This is a genomic window from Longispora urticae, assembly GCF_053902585.1.
In genome coordinates this window covers 1-18,585 of sequence record NZ_JAQZSH010000037.1, presented here as the reverse complement: position 1 = coordinate 18,585, position 18,585 = coordinate 1, and the positions used below count along the sequence as shown (strand labels likewise).

Below are 18,585 nucleotides of genomic sequence, written 5' to 3'. Positions count from 1 at the left end.
CCGGAACGGACGGGGCAGAATCGTCCAGGTGACCATCGCGATACTGGGGCCCCTCGAGGTCGAGGGTGGGACGGTCCGCGGCGCGAGGCTGCGCACCCTGCTCGTCCTGCTCGCCCTCGAACCGGACCGGATCGTCACCACCGGACGGCTCGCCGACGCGCTCTGGGGCGGCGCGCCACCCGCCGAGGTGACCAACGCCCTGCAGGCCCTCGTCTCCCGGCTCCGCCGCGCGGTGCCCACCCTGGACCTCCGCTCGCACCCGGCCGGCTACCGGCTCCGGATCGCCCCGGAGGCCGTCGACGCCCGCCGGTTCGAGCAGCTCGCCGCCGCCGGCCGGGCCGCGCTGCCCGACGACCCGGCCGGGGCGCTGGCCATCCTGCGCGAGGCCCTCGGGCTGTGGCGCGGACCGGCGCTGGCCGACGTGGCCGACGCCGAGTTCGCCCGGGCCCCGGTCGCCCGGCTCACCGAACTGCGGCTGTCCGCCGTCGAGGACCGGGTCGCCGCCGAGCTGCGCGCCGGGATCGGGCCCGGGACGGTCGCGGAACTGGAGGGCCTGGTCGCGGAGTACCCGGTGCGCGAGTCCCTCGCCGTCGCCCTGATCCGGGTGCTGTCCGCCCTCGGCCGGCCCGGGGCCGCGCTCACCGCGTTCGAACGGGCCCGCGCGGAGCTCGCCGACCGGCTGGGCGCGGACCCGTCGCCGGCCCTCGCGGCGGCGCACCTGGAGGTCCTGCGCGCCGAACCGGCGGCCCCCGAAGCCGCCGCCCCCCGGCCCACCAACCTCCGGACCGGACTGACCAGCTTCGTCGGCCGCGACGCCGACCTCGACCGGGTCGGCGGCCTGCTGTCCGACGCCCGGCTCGTCACCCTGACCGGGCCGGGCGGGGCGGGCAAGACCCGGCTGGCAGGCGAGGCGGCCCGCCGGTACCTCGACCGGACCCCCGGGGCGGTGTGGATGGTCGAGCTGGCCCCGGTCACCGACGAGGCCGAGGTGCCCCAGACGATCCTGGCGGCCCTGGGCCTGCGCGAACAGGCCCTCTACCAGCGCCGGCGCTCCGCCCCCGAACCGGCGGACCTCGTCGGCCGGCTGGTCGAGGGCCTCGCCGGCAAGGACGTGCTCCTCGTCCTCGACAACTGCGAGCACGTGATCGGTACCGTCGCCGCCGTCACCGAGCGGCTCCTCGGCGAGTGCCCGGCGCTGCGGGTGCTGGCCACCAGCCGCGAACCGCTGGGCATCACCGGCGAGACACTGTGGCCGGTGGAGTCCCTGGACCTGCCACCGGACGCCGACGGGGACCCGACCCGGTACGCCGCCGTCCGGCTCTTCGTCGACCGGGCCACCGCCGCCCGCCCCGACTTCACGATGGACGACCGCACCGCCGGGGCCGTGGTCCGGATCTGCCGGGCGCTGGACGGCATGCCGCTGGCCATCGAACTGGCCGCCGCCCGGCTGCGCTCGATGGGCGTCGAACAGGTCGCCGGCCGGCTCGGGGACCGGTTCCGGCTGCTCACGGCCGGTAGCCGTACCGCGCTGCCCCGACACCAGACCCTGCGGGCCGTCGTCGACTGGAGCTGGGAACTCCTCAGCGAGGACGAGCGCGCCCTGTGGCGGGCGATGGCCGTGTTCGCCGGCGGGGCGACCCTGGAGGCCGTCGAGGAGATGTGCGGCGGGCCGGGGGCGGCCGACCTGGTCGCGGCGCTGGTCGACAAGTCGATCCTGGTGCCGGCCGGCGACCGGTACCGGATGCTGGAGACCATCCGCGAGTACGGCCTGGACCGGCTCGCCGACCACGGGGACACCGACCGGGTCCGCCGGGCGCACGCCACGTACTTCCTGGCCCTCGCCGAGCAGGCCGAGTCCCGGACCCGCGGCGCGGAGCAGGTGCCGTGGCTGGCCCGGCTGTCCGAGGAGCACGACAACCTGCACGGCGCGCTGCGCTGGGCGATCGCGGCCGGTGACGCGGACATCGCGGTCCGGCTGGCCGCCGCCCTCGGCTGGTACTGGGGCCTGCGCGGCCACCGCGTCGAGGGCGCGGCCCTGGCCGTCGACGCCCTGGCCCTGCCGGGCGGCGGCCCGCCGGCGTCCCGCGCGCTCGCCCACGTCCTGGGCGCGTTGAACATCGCGGAGGGCCGCCACGACGCCGAACTGGCGCTGAGCTGGCTGAACGTCGCCGCCGACATGGTGGTCGCCGACGACTCGCTGCTGTCCGCGCACCCGATGCTGCGGATCGTCGTCGCGATCCGTTCCCTGTTCCGGGACATGGAGGACGGCTCCGGCCTGGCGGAGCTGCGCGAGGTGTACGACGATCCGGACCCGTGGCTGGGGGCGGCGGCCCGGGTGGCGCACGCGTTCGTCGCGTTCAACGTGGGGTTCGAGGCCGAGACCGCCGAGGCCGACAGCCTGGCGTCGCTGGCCGTGTTCCGGCGGCTCGGGGACCGGTGGGGCATCTCGCTCGCCCTGTCGGCCGTGGCCGAGCACCGCACCCGGACCGGGGACCACCGGGGCGCGGCCACGGCGTACGCGGAGTCGGCGACCCTGACCGCCGAACTCGGCGCGTACGAGGACCTGCCGCAGTTCCAGACCCGCCAGGCCGAGCAGTGGTGGCTGGCCGGCGAGCACACCCGCGCGTGGGAGGTCCTGGCGGAGGCCCGGCGGGCGGCCGAGCGGGCCGGGCTGGTCGAGGGTGACGCCGCCGTGCACATGACCCACGGCCTGCTCGCCAAGTGGGAGGGCCGGACCGCCGAGGCCCGGGCCGCCCTCGCCCGCGCCGAGGAGCAGATCCGCTCGCCCACGCTGTCCGGCCAGGTCAGGGCCCTGATCTTCGGGTTGCTGGGCAGCCTGGACACGGCGGACGGCGACCTGGCCGGGGCGGGGGTCCGGTTGCGCGACGCGCTGACCTCGGCCGTGGCGGCCCGGGACGCCCCGGTCACCGCGGCGGTCCTGGTGTACCTCGCGGAGTTCGCGGTGGCCTCCGGCGACCCGGGCCGGGCCGCGGTGCTGCTCGGGGTGTGCGACAGCAGCCTGGGCGCCAGGGGTCCGGTGGGGCCGGACGCGGTGGCCGTGGCGACGGCCGCGTGGGCTGCCCTCGGCGAGGCGTACACCGGGTGCTACCAACGCGGCCGCTCCACGACCGTGCAGCAGGTACTCGCGGAGGTCATGTCCTCCGCATGAAGGCCCGCACCGCCAGGGTGGCGAACACGGCCGTGAACCCGGCGGCCCACAGCAGGGCCTGGAGGATCGGCTTCGCCTCCGCGCCGGTGACCCACAGGCCGCGCAGCGCGTCGGCGATGACGCTCACCGGGTTGATCTTCGCCCAGGCCTGCAGCCAGCCGGGCATCTTCTCGGTGGGCACGAACACGTTCCCGGTGAACGTGATGGGGAACAGCACGGTGAACCCGAAGATCTGCACCTTCTCGGGGTTGGCCGCGAGCATGCCGATCAGCACGGAGACCCAGGACACGGCCAGCGCGAACACCAGCAGCAGCAGGAAGCCGCCGAGGACGCTGAGCGGGTCGGTGCCGATCCGGAAGCCGAGCACCCAGCCGCCGCCGAGCAGCAGCGCCACGGCCCAGGACTGCTTGACGACGTCCGCGAGGATCCGCCCCGCCAGCGGCGCGGTCCGGGCGATGGGCAGGGACCGCAGCCGGTCGAAGACGCCCTTCTGCAGGTCGGTGCTGAGCCCGACGCCGGTGTTCATCGTGGCGAACAGGGCGTTCTGCACGATGATGCCGGGCAGGGCGAAGGTCAGGTAGTCCCCGGTACTCCCCATGATCGCGTTGCCGAACACGTACGTGAACAGCAGCAGGAACATGATCGGCTGGATGCTGAAGTCGAGCAGCTCGGCCGGGTTGTGCTTGATCTGCACCAGGGTGCGCCAGGCCAGGGTGAGGGTGTGCCGGAACCCGGCGGCCGGGCCGACCCGGGGGGTGAGTGTCAGGGTGGTCATGCTGCGGTCCCTTCGAGAACAGTGCGGTGCCCGGTCAGGGACAGGAAGACCTCGTCGAGGCTGGACCCGCGCAGCGCCAGCTCGCTGACGACGACGCCGGCGTCCTCCAGCCGGCGGACGACCAGGGGCATCGCGGCCGGGTCGGTGACGGGCGCGGAGACCAGGCCGCTGACGACCTGCGGGGTGGTGGTGGTCACGCCGTCCATCAGGGACAGCACGAGCGGGATCTGCCCCGGGTCGGCGGGCCGCACCTCGAGGGTCTGGCCGCCGGTGCGGGCCTTGAGGTCGGCGGGCGTGCCCTCGGCGATCACCCGGCCGTGGTCGACGACGGCGACGACGTCGGCGAGCAGGTCGGCCTCCTCCAGGTACTGCGTCGTGAGCAGCACCGTCGTGCCGTCCGCGACGAGCATCCGGATGATGTCCCACATCTCGTTGCGGCTGCGCGGGTCGAGCCCGGTGGTCGGCTCGTCCAGGTACAGCACCCGGGGCCGGCCGACGAGGCTCGCGGCCAGGTCGAGCCGGCGGCGCATCCCGCCCGAGTAGGTCTTCGCGGCCCGGCCGCCGGCCTCGTCGAGCCGGAAGTCGGCGAGCAGGGCGCTGGCCCGGGCCCTGGCGTCGGCGCGGCTGAGGCCGAGCAGCCGGCCGATCAGGACGAGGTTCTCCACCCCGGTGAGGGTCTCGTCGACGGACGCGTACTGCCCGGTCAGGCCGATCAGCTGCCGGACCTGGTGGGCCTGGGTGATCACGTCGTGCCCGCAGACCGTGGCGTGGCCGGCGTCGGGGCGCAGCAGGGTCGCGAGCACCCGCACGGTGGTGGTCTTGCCGGCCCCGTTGGGACCCAGGAGGCCCATGACCGTCCCGGTGCGCACCGAGAGGTCGACCCCGTCCAGGGCGGTGGTCTCCCCGTACCTCTTGACCAGCCCTTCGGCCTGAATCGCATAAGTCATGTCCGATACCCTGCACCCCGGGTCTGACAGTCCGCTGACACGGCGAAAACCCGCTGACAGCCCGCTGACGCGCCGGTACCGTCCTCGCCATGTCACAGACCCTGATCGAGGACGCCCTGGCGATCCTGCGCGACAAATACGTTTTTCCGGATAAGGCCGAGGAGGCGGCGGCCATCGTCGAGGCGAGCCTCGCGGCGGGCGAGTACGAGGGTCTGACCGAGGAGCAGCTCGGCGAGCGGCTCACGGAGCAGATCTACGCCGTGTGCGCCGACAAGCACCTCCGGGTCCGGGTCCGCGCGGCGGATCTCCAGGAGGCCGGCGAGAGCGAGGAGGACGCCGACGCGGTCTGGAACGAGCGCCAGCGCCTGACCAACTACGGCATCCTCAGGACCGAGCGGCTCGACGGCAACATCGGCTACATCAAGCTGCGCGGCGTCACCTCCCCGGGGATCGGCGGCGCGGCGATCGCGGCGGCCATGGAGCTGGTGGCCAACACCGAGGCGCTGATCTTCGACCTGACGGTCAACCGGGGCGGCGACCCGGACGGGGTCCAGATGTGGAACAGCTACCTGTTCAAGGACTCCGAGACCCACCTGAACAGCATCTACGACGCGGAGACCAAGCACACCCGCGACTACTGGACCCTGGCGCACGTGCCGGGCGCGCGCTACCTCGACAAGCCGGTCTACCTGCTGACCAGCAAGTCCACCTTCTCCGGTGGCGAGGAGTTCGCGTACAACCTCCAGGCGCTGGGGCGCGCGACGCTGATCGGGGAGACCACGGGCGGCGGGGCGCACCCGACCGACCAGTTCCCGGTGTCGAAGACGGTGGAGATCACGGTGCCGGTGGCCCGGTCGATCAACCCCGTGACGGGTACGAACTGGGAGGGCGTCGGCGTCGTCCCCGACATCGCGCTGCCGGCCGACGAGGCGTTCGCGCACGCGTACACCCTGGCGCTCCAGCACGTCGCCGCCACCTCGAAGTCACAGCTCGTACTGGAGGAGGCACAGTCCGCTCTGGAAAAATGAGGCACGCACTGCCAGTATTGATGAATGTCCATTGCTAGCCCGGCGTCCCCCCGCGAGGACGCGCTCACCACGTTCTTCGGGGCCTGGCTCGTCGGCGGCGCGCTCGCCGACGGCTGGGCCCACAACAACATCCGGACCCTGGAGACGATCTTCACGCCCTGGCACGCGATCCTCTACTCGGGATTCATCGCCACCGGCCTGTGGACCGTGTTCCTCGCCCACCGCCGCCGCGCCGCCCACCGGCTGTGGTGGCGCGACGCCTGGCCCGCCGGCTACCGGACCGGCGTCATCGGCGCGGTCATCTTCTTCTTCGCCGGCAACCTGGACCTGGTCTGGCACTCCGTCTTCGGGATCGAGACCGACCTCGACGCCCTGTTCAGCCCCACGCACGTCGGCCTCGCGATCGGATCCGGGCTGCTGCTGACCAGCCCGCTGCGGTCCTGGTGGGCGGCCGGCTCGACCGGGACGCTGCGCACCGCCGCCGGGGTGGGGGCCCTCGTCCTGGGCACGACGAGCACGGCCGTGTTCCTGATCTACGCCTCGGCGTTCCAGACGGTCCAGCCCACCGTGCCCTACGCCGGCGCCCAGGGCACCCCCGGCTACCTGGCCGCGGCGATGGCCCTGACGGCCTACCTGGTCACCACGGCGCTGCTCGTGCTGCCGCTGACCCTGGTGCTGCGCCGCCGGGCCGCCGTGCCGGGTGCGGCGACCGCGCTGGTGGCGGTCGTGGCGGCCTTCGCGGTGGGCCTCCTGGACCTGCCCCGGACCCAGACCGTCGCGGCGCTCGCGGCCGTCGGCGGCGCGATCGCGGTCGACCTGCTGCTGGGGTACCTGGACCGGACGCGCGGGCTCGACGCCCCGCTGCGGCTGCCCGTCGCCGGGGCGGTGTTCGCCGCCGTGGTCTGGTCGGCGCATCTACTCGCCCTCGACCTGGTCGCGGGCGTGCGCTGGCCGGTGGAGCTGTGGTCGGGCACGGTCGTGATGTCTGCGGCGGTCGGCGCGCTGATCGGCGGCCTGGCGGCCCGCCCGGTGCCCGCCGAGCCCGCGACGAGGGAGGCCGGGCCCGCCGTCGCGAGGACGCCGGACCCGGCCCGTACCCCCTAGAAGCTGAGTTTGTCCTGGTTCTTCTTGCCCCAGAAGAACCAGGCCAGGCTCCCGACGAACGGGAACGCGAACGCCACGACCGCCCAGAGGATCTTGGCGGCGGTCGTCAGCCGGTCGGCGCTGATGATGCTGATCAGCGCCGCGATGAACAGGATCAGGCTGCCGATCGAGCAGATCAGCCCGCAGGTGCCGGTGATCAGGCCCCAGACCCAGTTCTTGTCGTCGTCGTCACTCAGGTACGCGAGAAGGTCCATGCCTCACGCTAACCGACGGTGATCACCCTTGGGGCGGGTTCGCGAGCATTGTCCGGACTGCCCCGTCGAAGCCCTCGTCGCCGAGGTCGCGGCGCAGGTCCACGAAGTACGGGCCCTCGGCGGCCACCAGCTCCCGGCTCGGCGCGTGGTCCCCGGTCAGCGCCCGCTCGATCGACTCGGCGACCGCCTCGGGGCCGACCCCGGCGGCCGGGTCGGAGAAGGCCCGCCGGTACATGGCGTCCACCTGGGACTTCACCTCCGAGTACGGGCCGCCGGCCGCGCCGTTCGCCGCCAGGGTCCGCAGCGCGGTGGCCCCGAACTCGGTGCGCACCAGGCCCGGCTGGATCAGGGTCACCCCGATGCCGAACGGCCCGACCTCGTAGCGCAGCGCGTCGGCGAGGGACTCCAGCGCGTACTTCGTCAGGTGGTAGCCGGCCGCCGCCGGGAACGTGAACAGCCCGCCGGTCGAGCCGACGATCACGATCCGCCCCGCGCCGGCCGCCCGCATCCGGGGCAGCGCGAGCTGGCAGAGTCGCACGGTGCCCACCACATTGGTCTCGAAGCCCCGGCGCAGCGACTCGACGGGCAGCTCCTCCACGACCCCGTACTCGCCGTAGCCCGCGTTGTTGACCAGCCCGAACAGCGCGTCGCCGGCCTCGTCGACCACGGCGCGCATCGACTCCTCGTCGCAGGTGTCCAGCCGGCGCACCCGGGCCCCCGCCGCGGCCAGGTCGCGCAGGGTCTCGGGGTCGCGGGCGGTCGCGTAGACGGTCCAGTCCCCGGACGCGGTCAGGCGCTCGGCGGTGGCCCGGCCGATGCCGGTGGAACAGCCGGTGATGAGGACAGCGGGTTTCTCGGTCATGGGCACAAGTAGTAGCGGACCGGGGCGGCGGGGACTGTCAGCCTTTTGCCAGTTCGACCAGCTTGGCCGCGTACGCGTCGGCGGCCGCCGTGCTCTTCTTCAGGTCCTCGGCGGACGGTGCCTTGGGGTTGGGGAACAGGACGGTCACCTTGACGTGCAGCAACAGGGTGGCCGACTGGTAGAAGTAGCAGCGCGGCTGGTGGGAGAGGGTGGCGGTCTGCGGCCACTCGTACACCGACAGGCCGTTGCCGAGGGCGGTGTCCCGGCCGTCCAGGGGCTGGGGCAGCGCGTCGCCGCCGCCGGCCCGGCACAGTCCGAAGAAGGCCTTCTGGAGCTTGTCGGCCTGCACGGCCGCGGTCACCGGCTGCACGTGCGCCTCGGCGACGGCGGCGTGCCGGGTGGCCTGGCCGGAGTCGCCGGCCGGCAGTGCGAGGGCGTCCAGGCAGGTCACTCCCGTGGTGCCGTCGCCGCCGGAGATCGGCTGCAGCGCCGTGTGGTTGCTGGTGCCGACCCCGGTCGAGCCCGTGGCGGTCAACAGGGGCGCCAGCGCCGTCGTGCAGGTCGCGGCGAGGGTCTGCTGGGCGGCGTTCATCGACGCCGGGGGCGCGGGGGAGGGGACGGGGGCGGTCGGTTGGGCGGCCGGCGGGGGGCCGACACATCCCGAACCGAACAGGACCGCGCCGAGGGCGGCCGCGACCGCGAGGTGCCGGATGCTCATCGGCACACCGTACTGAAAACAAAGCTTCCAGAAAAGGGTGTCAATTCCTGGGATGGATCGCGATGAGTACCTGGTACTCCGGCTCGGACGGCTCCTCGGCCGCCCGGAACTCCTCCGCGAGCGCCAGCAACCGGGCCCGGAACTCCTCGGCGCGGGCCGGGGACACGTGCGCGATCGAGTGGCTGATCATGGCCCGGGTCTCCGGCGGCGCCTCGCGGCTCATCACGTTGTGGCCGGTCAGCAGGCGTTCGTTGATGTCCCCGCGCACCTGGTCGAACAGCGCCATCATCACGTCCTCCACCGCGCCCTCGGGGTCGCGGGGGTGGTCGGGGCCGCGCTGGAAGGTGATCCGCTGCTGGCTCGCGCCGTAGTGCTTCTCGATGATGCCGTTCACGATCCGGGTACTGCGGATCTGGAGCAGTGCGCGCTGCTCCAGAGTGTTCAGGTGGTAGTAGATCTTCGTGGTCGAGATGCCGACCCGCGACGCCAGTTCCTTGGCGGTCCACGAGCGGGTGTGGTCGGCCATCATCAACTCGAGCACCGTGAGGCGGATGGGATCGGCGAGTGCCTTGAGGGTGTCGACGTCCTGCACGATCCGGCGTGACGGTTCTTGCTCCATTCCCGCTACCTCATCACGTTCTGCCTTGATTTGGTTAAGGAAGTGTATCAAATGTTTGACAAAAGCTTGTCGTTTTACCAACAGTGAGCGTTACTTCGGGGCAGTCATACGAACAGGTCAAGCACAGGAGTGGCGATGAACGTCGACCCCCAGATCGTGATCCACGCGGTCGAACAGATCAAGGATGCGGGGGAGACCGTTTTCCGGATGTTTCTCGAGGAGATTACTCAGGTCGCCAGCGCCTTTGATGAGGGCACCCTCCCCGGGCACGACGGCGGCTGCTCGGCCGAGTGAGGAAGCAGGCCAGCCGGTACGTGATCGTCGGGTCCACCACCTTCCGCCACCCGGCCGGGCACCCCGTGCGCCCCGTCCTGCACGCGGCCACCGCCCGGGTCTACCTGGTCGACCCGGTCACCGCCGACCGGCTCGCGGGCGGCGCCCCGTTGCCCGACGACGCGGAACGGGCGCTGCACGCGGCCGGGCTGCTCGTCGACGCCGAGGTCGACGAGCCGGCGGCCGTGATCGCGGCGGGCCGGCGCGCGGTCGCCGACACCCGGGAGCGCCGGTTCGTGGTGATGCCGACGAGCTGGTGCAACATGTCCTGCTCGTACTGCGGGCAGGCCCATGTCCGGGGCGGCCCGGCGCCGGGCCACCGCGACCTGCTGGCGGCCCGGTTCACCGCCGCCGTCGACAGTGGCCGCTACGACACCGCGCACGTCTCCTGGTTCGGCGCCGAGCCCCTGGCGGGCTACGCCGTGGTCCGGGACCTGTCCCGGCGGTTCACCGCCGCGGCGGACGCGGCGGGCGTGGGCTACGCGGCCCACATGGTCACCAACGGCGCGCTGCTCGACGCCCGCAAGGTCGCGGCCCTGCACGTCGGGGACCGGGTGGGCCACTTCGAGGTCACTCTGGACGGTCCGGCCGCCGCGCACGACGCGAGCCGGCCCCTCAAGCGCGGCGGCGGGTCGTTCGCGCACGTCGTGGGGGTGATCGCCGCCGCCCTGGCCGAGCACGGGGGTCTGCACTGGCGGATCCGCACCAACGTCGGGGTGGCCAACGCGCACCTGGCCGACGAGTTCGCCGCGACCCTGGCGGCGGCGGGGCTCGCGGACCCCCGGGTCAGGATGTACACCGCGCCGCTGCACCCCTGGGGCAACGACGTCACCGACGCGGCGCTGGACCGGGCCGGGATGGCGGAGACGGAACTGGCGTGGCTGGCGGCGTACGCCCGGCACGGCCTGACCACCTCCCTGCTGCCGGGCGGCCCCAGGCCCGTCGTGTGCGTCGCGGTCACCCCGCACGCCGAGGTGGTCGCCGCCGACGGCGGGGTGTACACCTGCACCGAACAGCCCCTGGTGCCCGGCTTCGCCGACCGGCGGGTCGCGACCCTGGCGACCCTGGGTGACGGGGCGCGCCCGGCGGGGGAGTTCGACGACTGGGCCGACGCGCTGGAGGCCGACGAGACCGGCTGCCGGCGGTGCCGGATCCTGCCGTTGTGCGGGGGCGCGTGCCCGAAACTGTGGCGGGAGGGGCATGTGCCCTGCCCGCCGCTGAAGCACAACGTCGCGGGGCGGCTGGACCTCTACGCCCGCTCGGCGGGCTGCACGCCCCTCTGAGGCCGCAGGGTCACCACCTTGGCCTCGTTCCCCCGCGAGGCGAGGAGACCGCAGAGCGCGAGCCCGAGCGCGTTGGCGATCCCGTGGGCGACGGTCATCCAGGCCAGTCCGACGGTCGGGGCGCCGAAGGCCTCGCCGACCGCCCAGACCAGTGCGAGCACCACGGTGGCCGCGAGGGCGAGCGAGCTGAGCCGGAACAGGAACCCGTCCCGCCACAGCATCCAGCCGACGAGCCACATGCCGACGGTGAGCGCGAGGGCGCCGACGAGTTCGAGGTGGCCGCCGACGAAGTACCCGATCAGGATGGTCTCCGCGCCGATCGGCACCGTGAGGGCCGCGATCCGGGCGGCGGTCGAGTCCTGGTCGGTCCGCTGCACCAGGCCCGCGACGAGCGCGGCGGCGAATCCGGCGAAGTGCAGCTGCGGCAGGGCGAGCGCCAGGCCGCCGACGTCGACGGCGAACAGGCCGACCCCGGTGCGCTCGACGAGCAGGGCGGTGGCCGCGACGGCCGGGCTGACCAGGGCGGTGCGGACCGCCAGTTCCCGGGGGTTCCAGCCGGTCCGCCGGCCGGCCTGGAAGGCGACGATCAAGGTCATCATCAGGTACGCAGCGGCGAGTCCCGCGGCCGTCGCGCCCCGGGGCAGCCAGAGACTGATCGCGCCGGGCACCGCCGCGAGGGGCCAGAAGGTGCGCACGGCGGCCGGCAGGTGCAGCAGCCGCAGGCCGAGCGGGAGGATGACGAGCATGCCGAGGGTGACGATCAGGTTGACGAGGATGGTCATGGCATCCCTCTTTTCTTGAACGCGTTCAAGTTATCACGTCGAATTGATCGCGTTCATTGTGATGCTGGTCGCAGGCCCCGCGCTATGCCTGGATTGCCCGATCGGACTGGATCACGTGCCAGCCGTTGTTAGCCTCAGGGCATCGGCGGTCCTCGTCGGCCGCCCGGCTGTGGAGGGTGGTCGGTCGCGATGAACAGCTTGGACCGTGCCGTGGAGGCACTGCGCGCCGAGTTCCAGGGCGCACTGCTCACCCCCGGGGTACCCGGCTACGACGACGCCCGGACCCTCTTCAACGCCATGATCGACAAGCGGCCGGCCGTGATCGCGCAGTGCGCGGACGTCCCGGACGTGCAGAGCGCCCTGCGCCTGGCCCGGGACACCGGCCTGGAGATCGCCGTCCGGGGCGGCGGGCACGGCGTCGCCGGCGCGGCCCTCACCGACGGTGGCCTCGTGATCGACCTCCGTCGGTTGAACGCCGTCACCGTCAACCCCGACGCGCGGACCGCGACCGCCGCCGGCGGTGCGACCATGGGCGACCTCGACCGGGCCACCGCCCCCTACGGCCTGGCCACCACCGGCGGGCGGGTGTCCAGCACCGGGGTCGCCGGCTTCACCCTGGGCGGCGGCTCCGGCTGGATCGAGCGCAAGTTCGGCCTCGCGGTCGACCGACTGCTCGCGGTCGACCTGATCACCGCCGACGGGAGCGCCGTCCGGGCCAGCGAGCAGGAGAACCCCGACCTGTTCTGGGCGCTGCACGGCGGCGGCGGCAACTTCGGGGTCGCGACCGGGCTGACGTTCCGCCTCGACCCGCTCACCGACTTCTCCATCGCGCTGCTGCTCTGGCCGGCGGACCGGGGACCGGAGGTGGTCCGGCGCTGGCGCGACGTGATGGCCGACGCGCCTGACGAGGTGGGCGGCGGGACGATCTACCTGACCGCGTCCGCCGAGATGCCCTTCGTGCCCGCGAGCCTGTACGACCAGCTCGCCGTCGGGGTGCTGTTCACCTACCTGGGCGACGAACCGGGCGTCCGCGAGATCGCCCGGCCCCTGCTGGAGCTGGACCCGGCCGGCGAGATGATCACCTCGGTGCCCTACGCCGAGTTCCAGAGCATGCTCGACGACCCGCCCGGCTTCCGCAACTACTGGTCCGCCGAGCACCTCGACGCCCTGCCGGACCCGGCCGTGGACGCCTTCTGCGCGTCGGCCGGCGCCATGATCGTGCCCTCGCCGTCCCAGCACGCGATGATCGCGCTCGGCGGGGCCGTGGCGCGCGCGTCCGACGACTGGCCGATCTCGTTCCGGTCCGCGCCGTACGTGGTGCACCCGCTCGGGTTGTGGACCGACCCGGCCGACGACGAGCGCGGGCGGGCCTGGGCGCGGGGCGTGCGGTCGGCGATGGAGCCCTGGTCCACCGGCGACGTCTACCTCAACTTCACCGGGGACGAGGGGCACGAACGGGTGGTCGCCGGGTTCGGCAAGGCCAACTACGACCGGCTGGCCGCGATCAAGAGCCAGTACGACCCCGGCAACCTGTTCCACCTCAACCACAACATCCGGCCGGCGTAGGCCTGGCGCCCCCGGTCGGGTGGCCGCAGGCACCGGCGTTGTCCGGGCGGCCACCGGCACCTGGCGGGCGGCCACCGGCACCCTGACGGGGCGGCGCCGGCACCCTGGCCGGGCGGCCGGCGCCCGACCGGGGTGGTCGCGCTACAGCCGGTCGACCGCCGTGATCTCCAGGACCGCGATGCCCGCCTCGTCCGACGCCCGCAGGTCGACCTCCGCGCTGATCCCCCAGTCGTGGTCGCCCTCGGGGTCGTCGAAGATCTGCCGGACCAGCCAGCGGTCCTTCTCCACGGTGATCATCAGCATCGCCGGCCCGCGCGCGTCCGGACCGGTGCCCAGGCTGTCGTACTCCTCGAAGTACTCGTCCATCGCCCCGCGCCAGTCGAACCCGGGGTCGAGTTCCTCCAGCTCCTGGTTGCGGGCGGTCGCGGCCAGTTCGACCCGGCGGAAGAGCGCGTTGCGGACGAGGACCCGGAAGGCGCGCACGTTGTTCGTGACGGCCGGCGGGGCGGTGTCCACCGGCATCGCCCCGGTGTTCTCCTCGCCCGGGTTGCGGAGCTGCTCCCACTCGTCGAGCAGGCTGGAGTCGACCTGGCGGACCAGCTCGCCGAGCCACTCGATCAGGTCGTGCAGCTCCTCGGTCTTGGCGTCCTCGGGCACGGTCTGCCGCAGCGCCTTGTACGCGTCCGCCAGGTACCGCAGCACCAGCCCCTCGGAGCGGGCCAGCTGGTAGTAGCTGACGTACTCGACGAAGGTCATGCCCTGCTCGTACATGTCCCGGGCCACGCCCTTGGGGGACAGCCGCTGGTCGGCGACCCACGGGTGCCCCTTGCGGTAGGACTCGAACGCGGCCTCCAGCAGCTCGGCGAGCGGCTTGGGGTGCGTGACGTTCTCCAGGAGCGCCATCCGCTCCTCGTACTCGATGCCGTCGGCCTTCATCTGCTGCACCGCCGCGCCCTTGGCCTTGTTCTGCTGGGCGTAGAGGATCTGGCGCGGGTCCTCCAGCACCGCCTCGACGATGGAGACGACGTCGAGGGCGTAGCTGGGGGAGTTCTCGTCGAGCAGCTCGATGGCGGCCACCGCGAACGGGGACAGCGGCTGGTTGAGCGCGAAGCCGAGCTGGAGGTCGTCGGTGACCCGGATGCCCCCGTCGGCGTCCTGCTCCACGATGCCGGCGGTGCGCAGGCCCTTGTAGATGCCGATCGTGCGGCGGATGTGCGCGCGCTGGGCGGCCGGGGACTCGTGGTTGTCGGTGAGCAGGTGCCGCATGTTCGCGAAGGCGTTCCCGCCGCGCTCGATGACGTTGAGGACCATCGAGTGGCTGACGTGGAAGCTCGACGTCAGCGGCTCGGGCTCGGCGGACACCAGGCGGTGGAACGTGGGCTCGCCCCAGCCGACGAACCCCTCCGGCGGCTTCTTCTTCACGAGCTTGCGGAGCTTCTTGGCGTCCCCCGCCGCCTTGGCGACGGCCTTCTCGTTCTCCACGACGTGCTCGGGGGCCTGCACCATGACGGTGCCGACGGTGTCGTAGCCGGCCCGGCCCGCGCGTCCGGCGATCTGGTGGAACTCGCGCGCCTTGAGCAGCCGCATCCGGATGCCGTCGAACTTGTTCAGCCCCGTGAACAGCACGGTGCGGATCGGCAGGTTGATCCCGACCCCGAGCGTGTCCGTCCCGCAGATGACCTTCAGGAGCCCGGCCTGCGCCAGAAGTTCCACCAGTCGGCGGTACTTGGGGAGCATGCCGGCATGGTGCACCCCGATCCCGTGCCGTACCAGTCGGGAAAGGGTCTTTCCGAAGCCGGCCGTGAACCGGAAGTTGCCGATCAGCTCCGCGATGGAGTCCTTCTCGGCCCGGGTGCACATGTTGATGCTCATCAGGGCGCTGGCCTGTTCGAGGGCGGCGGCCTGGGTGAAGTGCACGATGTACACCGGAGCCTGCTTCGTCTTGAGCAGCTCCTCGATCGTCTCGTGCAGCGGCGTCGTGACGTAGGAGTACAGCAGCGGCACGGGGCGCTCGCCGGAGCTCACCACGGCGGTCGGCCGGCCGGTCCGCCGGCTCAGGTCGTCGACGAACCGGGTGACATCGCCCAGGGTGGCCGACATCAGGATGAACTGGGCCTGGGGCAGCTCGATGATCGGGATCTGCCACGCCCAGCCCCGGTCGGGCTCCGCGTAGAAGTGGAACTCGTCCATGATCACCTGGCCGACGTCGGCGGACCTCCCCTCGCGCAGGGCGAGGTTGGCCAGGATCTCCGCCGTGCAGCAGATGATCGGCGCGTCCGGGTTGACCTGGGCGTCGCCGGTCATCATCCCGACGTTCTCGGGGCCGAACACCTGGCAGAGCGCGAAGAACTTCTCCGACACCAGGGCCTTGATCGGCGCGGTGTAGAAGGTGGTCCGGTCGTCGGCCAGGGCCGCGAAGTGCGCCCCGATCGCGACCATGCTCTTCCCCGAACCGGTCGGGGTGCTCAGGATCAGGTTCGCCCCGGAGACGATCTCGATCAGCGCCTCCTGCTGGGCCGGGTACAGGCTCAGGCCCTGGTCCTCGGACCAGGCGGTGAACGCCTCGAACAGGGCGTCGGGATCGGGGCTGCCCGGCAGGCGGTCGGTGAGAGTCATAGTGCCCTGATCGTGCCTGGTCGGGGTGGCTCCCGGCTACCCGGGGTGCCCCGGCGTGACCGAGATGCGACCATGCCGGGCCGCCGGGCGGACCCCGCGGGCCGGCGGCGCCGATGATCATCGGATCGGGGCGGTCCGGTCCGGCCGTGGTCCGGCCGTGGTCCGGCCGTGGTCCGCCCGTGGTCCGGGCGCGATCCGGTCCGGCCGGTCGGGGCCGGTCGGGAACGAACCGGGAGGCTCCCGGGCAGCCTCGGCAAGTCCGACTCCCGACTGTGGCCACCGCCGCCCGGGGAGGCCATCGTGGACCCGTCCGGATAAGGATAACTTTCCGACAGCTGAGGCCGATTCTCGAATAGCGACTTTCCGGACCTCCGTCCACTGTAGAAATGTTTAATGATGGCAGTCCTTGACACAGGTCTGTGATCGACTAATCCTTGTGACGTACCACCTTTCATCGCACTCATAGATGGAGAAAATATAATGCGCCGTGAAGACGAGCCCGTGGCCAAGTTCCGCGAGGACGAGCCCGTTGCCAAGTTCCGCGAGGACGAGCCGGTGGCGAAGTTCGAGAACGAGCCGCAGATCAAGGAAGCCGGCTAACTAGCACTCCGGAGGGCCCCGCTTCGGCGGGGCCCTCCGTCTATTTCCCGACGCGAGACGCAACAAGAGGAACGCGATGACCGACGAACGGCCACTGGTGCTGATGCTCCGCACGGGGACCCGCCCGTCCCGCGAGTTCCTTCTGAAGGCCATGTCGGCGAAATACCGGCTGCACCTTTTCACCAGTCTCGAGCCGTCGTGGGAGCTGCCCTACCTGACCGGGTGGACGAAGCACCTGACCCGCGACCCCGCCGACACCCTCGCCGCGGCCCGCGAGCTGCACGCCCGGGACCCGATCAGCGGCGTGATCAGCTACGACGAGGCCCGCGTGACCCAGGTCGCCTTCGTGGCCGACGGGCTCGGGCTGCCGCACGCGGGACTCGACGCCGCCGAGGCCTGCCGGTTCAAGAACGTGACCCGGCGGGTGCTGGAAGCCGCCGGGGTGCCCCAGCCGCGTTCGATCCCGGTCACCTCGCTGGAGGAGGCCCGGGTCGCCGCCGAGCGGATCGGCTACCCGGTCGTCGTCAAGCCGCACGACCTGCTCGCCGGGATGGGCGTGCTCCGGATCGACTCGCCCGACCAGCTCGAGGAGCGGTACCTCGACAGCACCGGCAACCCGGTCGGCGGCGTGCCGGACTACGTGTACGAGCCCCTGATCGAGGAGTGCGTCACCGGCACGGAGGTCAGCGTCGACTGCGCCCTGCACGGGGGGGAGCTGACCGTGCTGTGCCTGGCCCGCAAGGACACCGGCTTCGCGCCGTACTTCGTGGAGATCGGCCACACCGTCGACGGCGCCGACCCGCTGCTCGGCGACCCCGCGCTGCTCGACCTGCTCCGGGCCGCGCACAAGGCGATCGGCTACCGCGACGGCGTGACGCACACCGAGGTCATGCTGACGGCGGACGGCCCGAAGATCATCGAGATCAACGGTCGGATGGCCGGCGGGCACATCACCCAACTGGCGATGTTCGCGACCGGTACCGACGTGGGCCTCGCCGCCTGCGACGTCGCCTGCGGGCGGCCCCCGGTGGTCGGCACCGCGCCGGCCCGGGTCGCGGCCATCCGGTTCTTCTCCGTCGAGGAGGACGCCACGATCGACTCCCTCCGGTTCGACGAGGACGCGCTGCACCCGGCCGTGGACCACACCCTCGTCACCGCCGAGCCCGGCACCGCCGCCCAGCGGCCGCACGGCACGGGCTCCGGCCGGCTCGCCCTCGCCGTCGCGGTGGGGGACTCGACCCAGGAGTGCCGGGACGCGCTCGCGTCGGCCCAGGCCGCCCTGCGGATCAACCAGGACTAGACGGGTACGGCGCGCCCGCCCAGGGGCTCGCCGGCGCCTCCGGGAGGTTGCTCCTGTCTCCGGGCAGGGGCGACCTCCCGTGGCGTGTCCGGGGTCCGGCGCCCGGCCGCCCTGCGTCAGACGGGTACGGCGGCCCGCCGGGCACGCGCGGTCATCCCTCCGCGCGCCCCGACGGCCGTGCCGGGCTCAGCGGGCCTGGTGGCGGGCGCGCAGGGCCTTCTTGTCGACCTTGTTGGTCTCCGTCAACGGCATCGCGTCGATGAACTCGACCGCCACCGGCGTCCACGCCGCGCCCAGCTCGGCCAGGACGAGTTCCCGCAGTTCCTCACCCGTGACGGGTACGTCCGGGTTGCCGACCACGTACCCGTGCACGACCTCGCCGTACTTCTCGCTCGGCACGCCGATCACCGCCGCCGCGCGGACCCCCGGGTGCGCGGCGAGCAGGTCCTCGATCGGCCGGGCGAAGATGTTCGTGGAGCCCCAGCCGGTGAGGATCATGTCCTTGACCCGGTCGACGAGGAACAGGTTGCCCGTCGGGTCGAGGTAGCCGACGTCCCCGGTGCGCAGCCAGCCGTCCACCAGGGTCTCGGCGGTGAGTTCGGGCTGGCCCCAGTACCCGGCCATCATCA

16 protein-coding genes are annotated in these 18,585 nt (G+C 72.6%); 7 read left to right on the top strand and 9 right to left on the bottom strand.

Annotation, left to right across the window (positions count from 1 at the left end):
- The first annotated feature begins 28 nt into the window (after positions 1-28).
- On the top strand, positions 29-3,169 hold the full coding sequence (locus tag PT931_RS25965) for a BTAD domain-containing putative transcriptional regulator (protein WP_456248317.1): 3,141 nt from the start codon (positions 29-31) through the stop codon (positions 3,167-3,169).
- Here PT931_RS25965 and PT931_RS25960 read toward each other — a convergent pair.
- Complete coding sequence (locus PT931_RS25960) at positions 3,153-3,944, bottom strand: ABC transporter permease (RefSeq protein ID WP_456248316.1); 792 nt, start codon at positions 3,942-3,944, stop codon at positions 3,153-3,155. The two genes, PT931_RS25965 and PT931_RS25960, sit on opposite strands and share 17 nt — an antisense overlap.
- Positions 3,941-4,891 (bottom strand): ATP-binding cassette domain-containing protein, encoded by a 951-nt coding sequence (locus PT931_RS25955; RefSeq protein WP_456248315.1) that lies wholly within the window; start codon positions 4,889-4,891, stop codon positions 3,941-3,943. Before PT931_RS25955 ends, PT931_RS25960 begins: the two co-directional genes overlap by 4 nt.
- 89 nt (positions 4,892-4,980) lie before the next feature.
- On the opposite strand from PT931_RS25955, the gene PT931_RS25950 reads away from it, so the two are divergent.
- Positions 4,981-5,919, top strand: a complete 939-nt coding sequence (locus PT931_RS25950) for a S41 family peptidase (protein WP_456248314.1) — start codon at positions 4,981-4,983, stop codon at positions 5,917-5,919.
- Positions 5,920-5,943: 24 nt separating this feature from the next.
- On the top strand, positions 5,944-7,023 hold the full coding sequence (locus tag PT931_RS25945) for a hypothetical protein (protein WP_456248313.1): 1,080 nt from the start codon (positions 5,944-5,946) through the stop codon (positions 7,021-7,023).
- Here the strand turns inward: PT931_RS25945 and PT931_RS25940 are convergent.
- Genes PT931_RS25940 through PT931_RS25925 form a run of 4 tightly spaced genes read right to left on the bottom strand, consistent with a single transcriptional unit; the run spans position 7,020 to position 9,476 of the window.
- Positions 7,020-7,277, bottom strand: a complete 258-nt coding sequence (locus PT931_RS25940; RefSeq protein WP_456248312.1) for a PLD nuclease N-terminal domain-containing protein — start codon at positions 7,275-7,277, stop codon at positions 7,020-7,022. The two genes, PT931_RS25945 and PT931_RS25940, sit on opposite strands and share 4 nt — an antisense overlap.
- A 22-nt stretch (positions 7,278-7,299) precedes the next feature.
- On the bottom strand, positions 7,300-8,139 hold the full coding sequence (locus PT931_RS25935; RefSeq protein WP_456248311.1) for an SDR family NAD(P)-dependent oxidoreductase: 840 nt from the start codon (positions 8,137-8,139) through the stop codon (positions 7,300-7,302).
- Positions 8,140-8,176: 37 nt separating this feature from the next.
- The gene (locus PT931_RS25930) at positions 8,177-8,857 is read right to left on the bottom strand and encodes a hypothetical protein (protein WP_456248310.1); all 681 of its coding nucleotides are present in this window, start codon (positions 8,855-8,857) and stop codon (positions 8,177-8,179) included.
- A 40-nt stretch (positions 8,858-8,897) separates the two neighbouring features.
- Complete coding sequence (locus PT931_RS25925) at positions 8,898-9,476, bottom strand: helix-turn-helix domain-containing protein (protein ID WP_363725976.1); 579 nt, start codon at positions 9,474-9,476, stop codon at positions 8,898-8,900.
- A 135-nt stretch (positions 9,477-9,611) separates the two neighbouring features.
- Here PT931_RS25925 and PT931_RS25920 point away from each other — a divergent pair, with 135 nt between their 5' ends.
- Positions 9,612-9,770, top strand: a complete 159-nt coding sequence (locus PT931_RS25920; protein WP_456248309.1) for a hypothetical protein — start codon at positions 9,612-9,614, stop codon at positions 9,768-9,770.
- Entirely contained in the window at positions 9,767-11,092 is a 1,326-nt protein-coding gene (locus PT931_RS25915) for a radical SAM protein (protein WP_456248308.1), read from the top strand. Before PT931_RS25920 ends, PT931_RS25915 begins: the two co-directional genes overlap by 4 nt.
- Here PT931_RS25915 and PT931_RS25910 read toward each other — a convergent pair.
- Positions 11,059-11,874, bottom strand: coding sequence for a YndJ family transporter (locus PT931_RS25910; RefSeq protein WP_456248307.1), 816 nt, complete (start codon positions 11,872-11,874; stop codon positions 11,059-11,061). The genes PT931_RS25915 and PT931_RS25910 overlap by 34 nt on opposite strands.
- Positions 11,875-12,063: 189 nt before the next feature.
- Between PT931_RS25910 and PT931_RS25905 the strand changes: the two genes are divergently transcribed.
- Complete coding sequence (locus tag PT931_RS25905; RefSeq protein WP_456248306.1) at positions 12,064-13,440, top strand: FAD-binding oxidoreductase; 1,377 nt, start codon at positions 12,064-12,066, stop codon at positions 13,438-13,440.
- Positions 13,441-13,581: 141 nt separating this feature from the next.
- Here the strand turns inward: PT931_RS25905 and PT931_RS25900 are convergent, their stop codons facing one another.
- On the bottom strand, positions 13,582-16,056 hold the full coding sequence (locus tag PT931_RS25900; RefSeq protein WP_456248305.1) for a DEAD/DEAH box helicase: 2,475 nt from the start codon (positions 16,054-16,056) through the stop codon (positions 13,582-13,584).
- Between the two features lie 676 nt (positions 16,057-16,732).
- Between PT931_RS25900 and PT931_RS25895 the strand changes: the two genes are divergently transcribed.
- The gene (locus PT931_RS25895) at positions 16,733-17,956 is read left to right on the top strand and encodes an ATP-grasp domain-containing protein (RefSeq protein ID WP_456248304.1); all 1,224 of its coding nucleotides are present in this window, start codon (positions 16,733-16,735) and stop codon (positions 17,954-17,956) included.
- 186 nt (positions 17,957-18,142) lie between these two features.
- Here PT931_RS25895 and PT931_RS25890 read toward each other — a convergent pair.
- Positions 18,143-18,585: class I adenylate-forming enzyme family protein (locus tag PT931_RS25890; protein ID WP_456248303.1), on the bottom strand; the 443-nt coding region annotated here is incomplete at its 5' end.

Excerpts from the sequence above, each read along its gene's own strand:
- PT931_RS25935 (WP_456248311.1), bottom strand. The coding sequence starts at position 8,139 with ATGACCGAGAAACCCGCTGTCCTCATCACCGGCTGTTCCACCGGCATC.
- PT931_RS25925 (WP_363725976.1), bottom strand. The coding sequence starts at position 9,476 with ATGGAGCAAGAACCGTCACGCCGGATCGTGCAGGACGTCGACACCCTC.
- PT931_RS25905 (WP_456248306.1), top strand. The coding sequence starts at position 12,064 with ATGAACAGCTTGGACCGTGCCGTGGAGGCACTGCGCGCCGAGTTCCAG.
- PT931_RS25920 (WP_456248309.1), top strand. The coding sequence starts at position 9,612 with ATGAACGTCGACCCCCAGATCGTGATCCACGCGGTCGAACAGATCAAG.
- PT931_RS25945 (WP_456248313.1), top strand. The coding sequence starts at position 5,944 with ATGTCCATTGCTAGCCCGGCGTCCCCCCGCGAGGACGCGCTCACCACG.
- PT931_RS25930 (WP_456248310.1), bottom strand. The coding sequence starts at position 8,857 with ATGAGCATCCGGCACCTCGCGGTCGCGGCCGCCCTCGGCGCGGTCCTG.
- PT931_RS25895 (WP_456248304.1), top strand. The coding sequence starts at position 16,733 with ATGACCGACGAACGGCCACTGGTGCTGATGCTCCGCACGGGGACCCGC.
- PT931_RS25955 (WP_456248315.1), bottom strand. The coding sequence starts at position 4,891 with ATGACTTATGCGATTCAGGCCGAAGGGCTGGTCAAGAGGTACGGGGAG.
- PT931_RS25940 (WP_456248312.1), bottom strand. The coding sequence starts at position 7,277 with ATGGACCTTCTCGCGTACCTGAGTGACGACGACGACAAGAACTGGGTC.
- PT931_RS25900 (WP_456248305.1), bottom strand. The coding sequence starts at position 16,056 with ATGACTCTCACCGACCGCCTGCCGGGCAGCCCCGATCCCGACGCCCTG.
- PT931_RS25950 (WP_456248314.1), top strand. The coding sequence starts at position 4,981 with ATGTCACAGACCCTGATCGAGGACGCCCTGGCGATCCTGCGCGACAAA.
- PT931_RS25960 (WP_456248316.1), bottom strand. The coding sequence starts at position 3,944 with ATGACCACCCTGACACTCACCCCCCGGGTCGGCCCGGCCGCCGGGTTC.
- PT931_RS25910 (WP_456248307.1), bottom strand. The coding sequence starts at position 11,874 with ATGACCATCCTCGTCAACCTGATCGTCACCCTCGGCATGCTCGTCATC.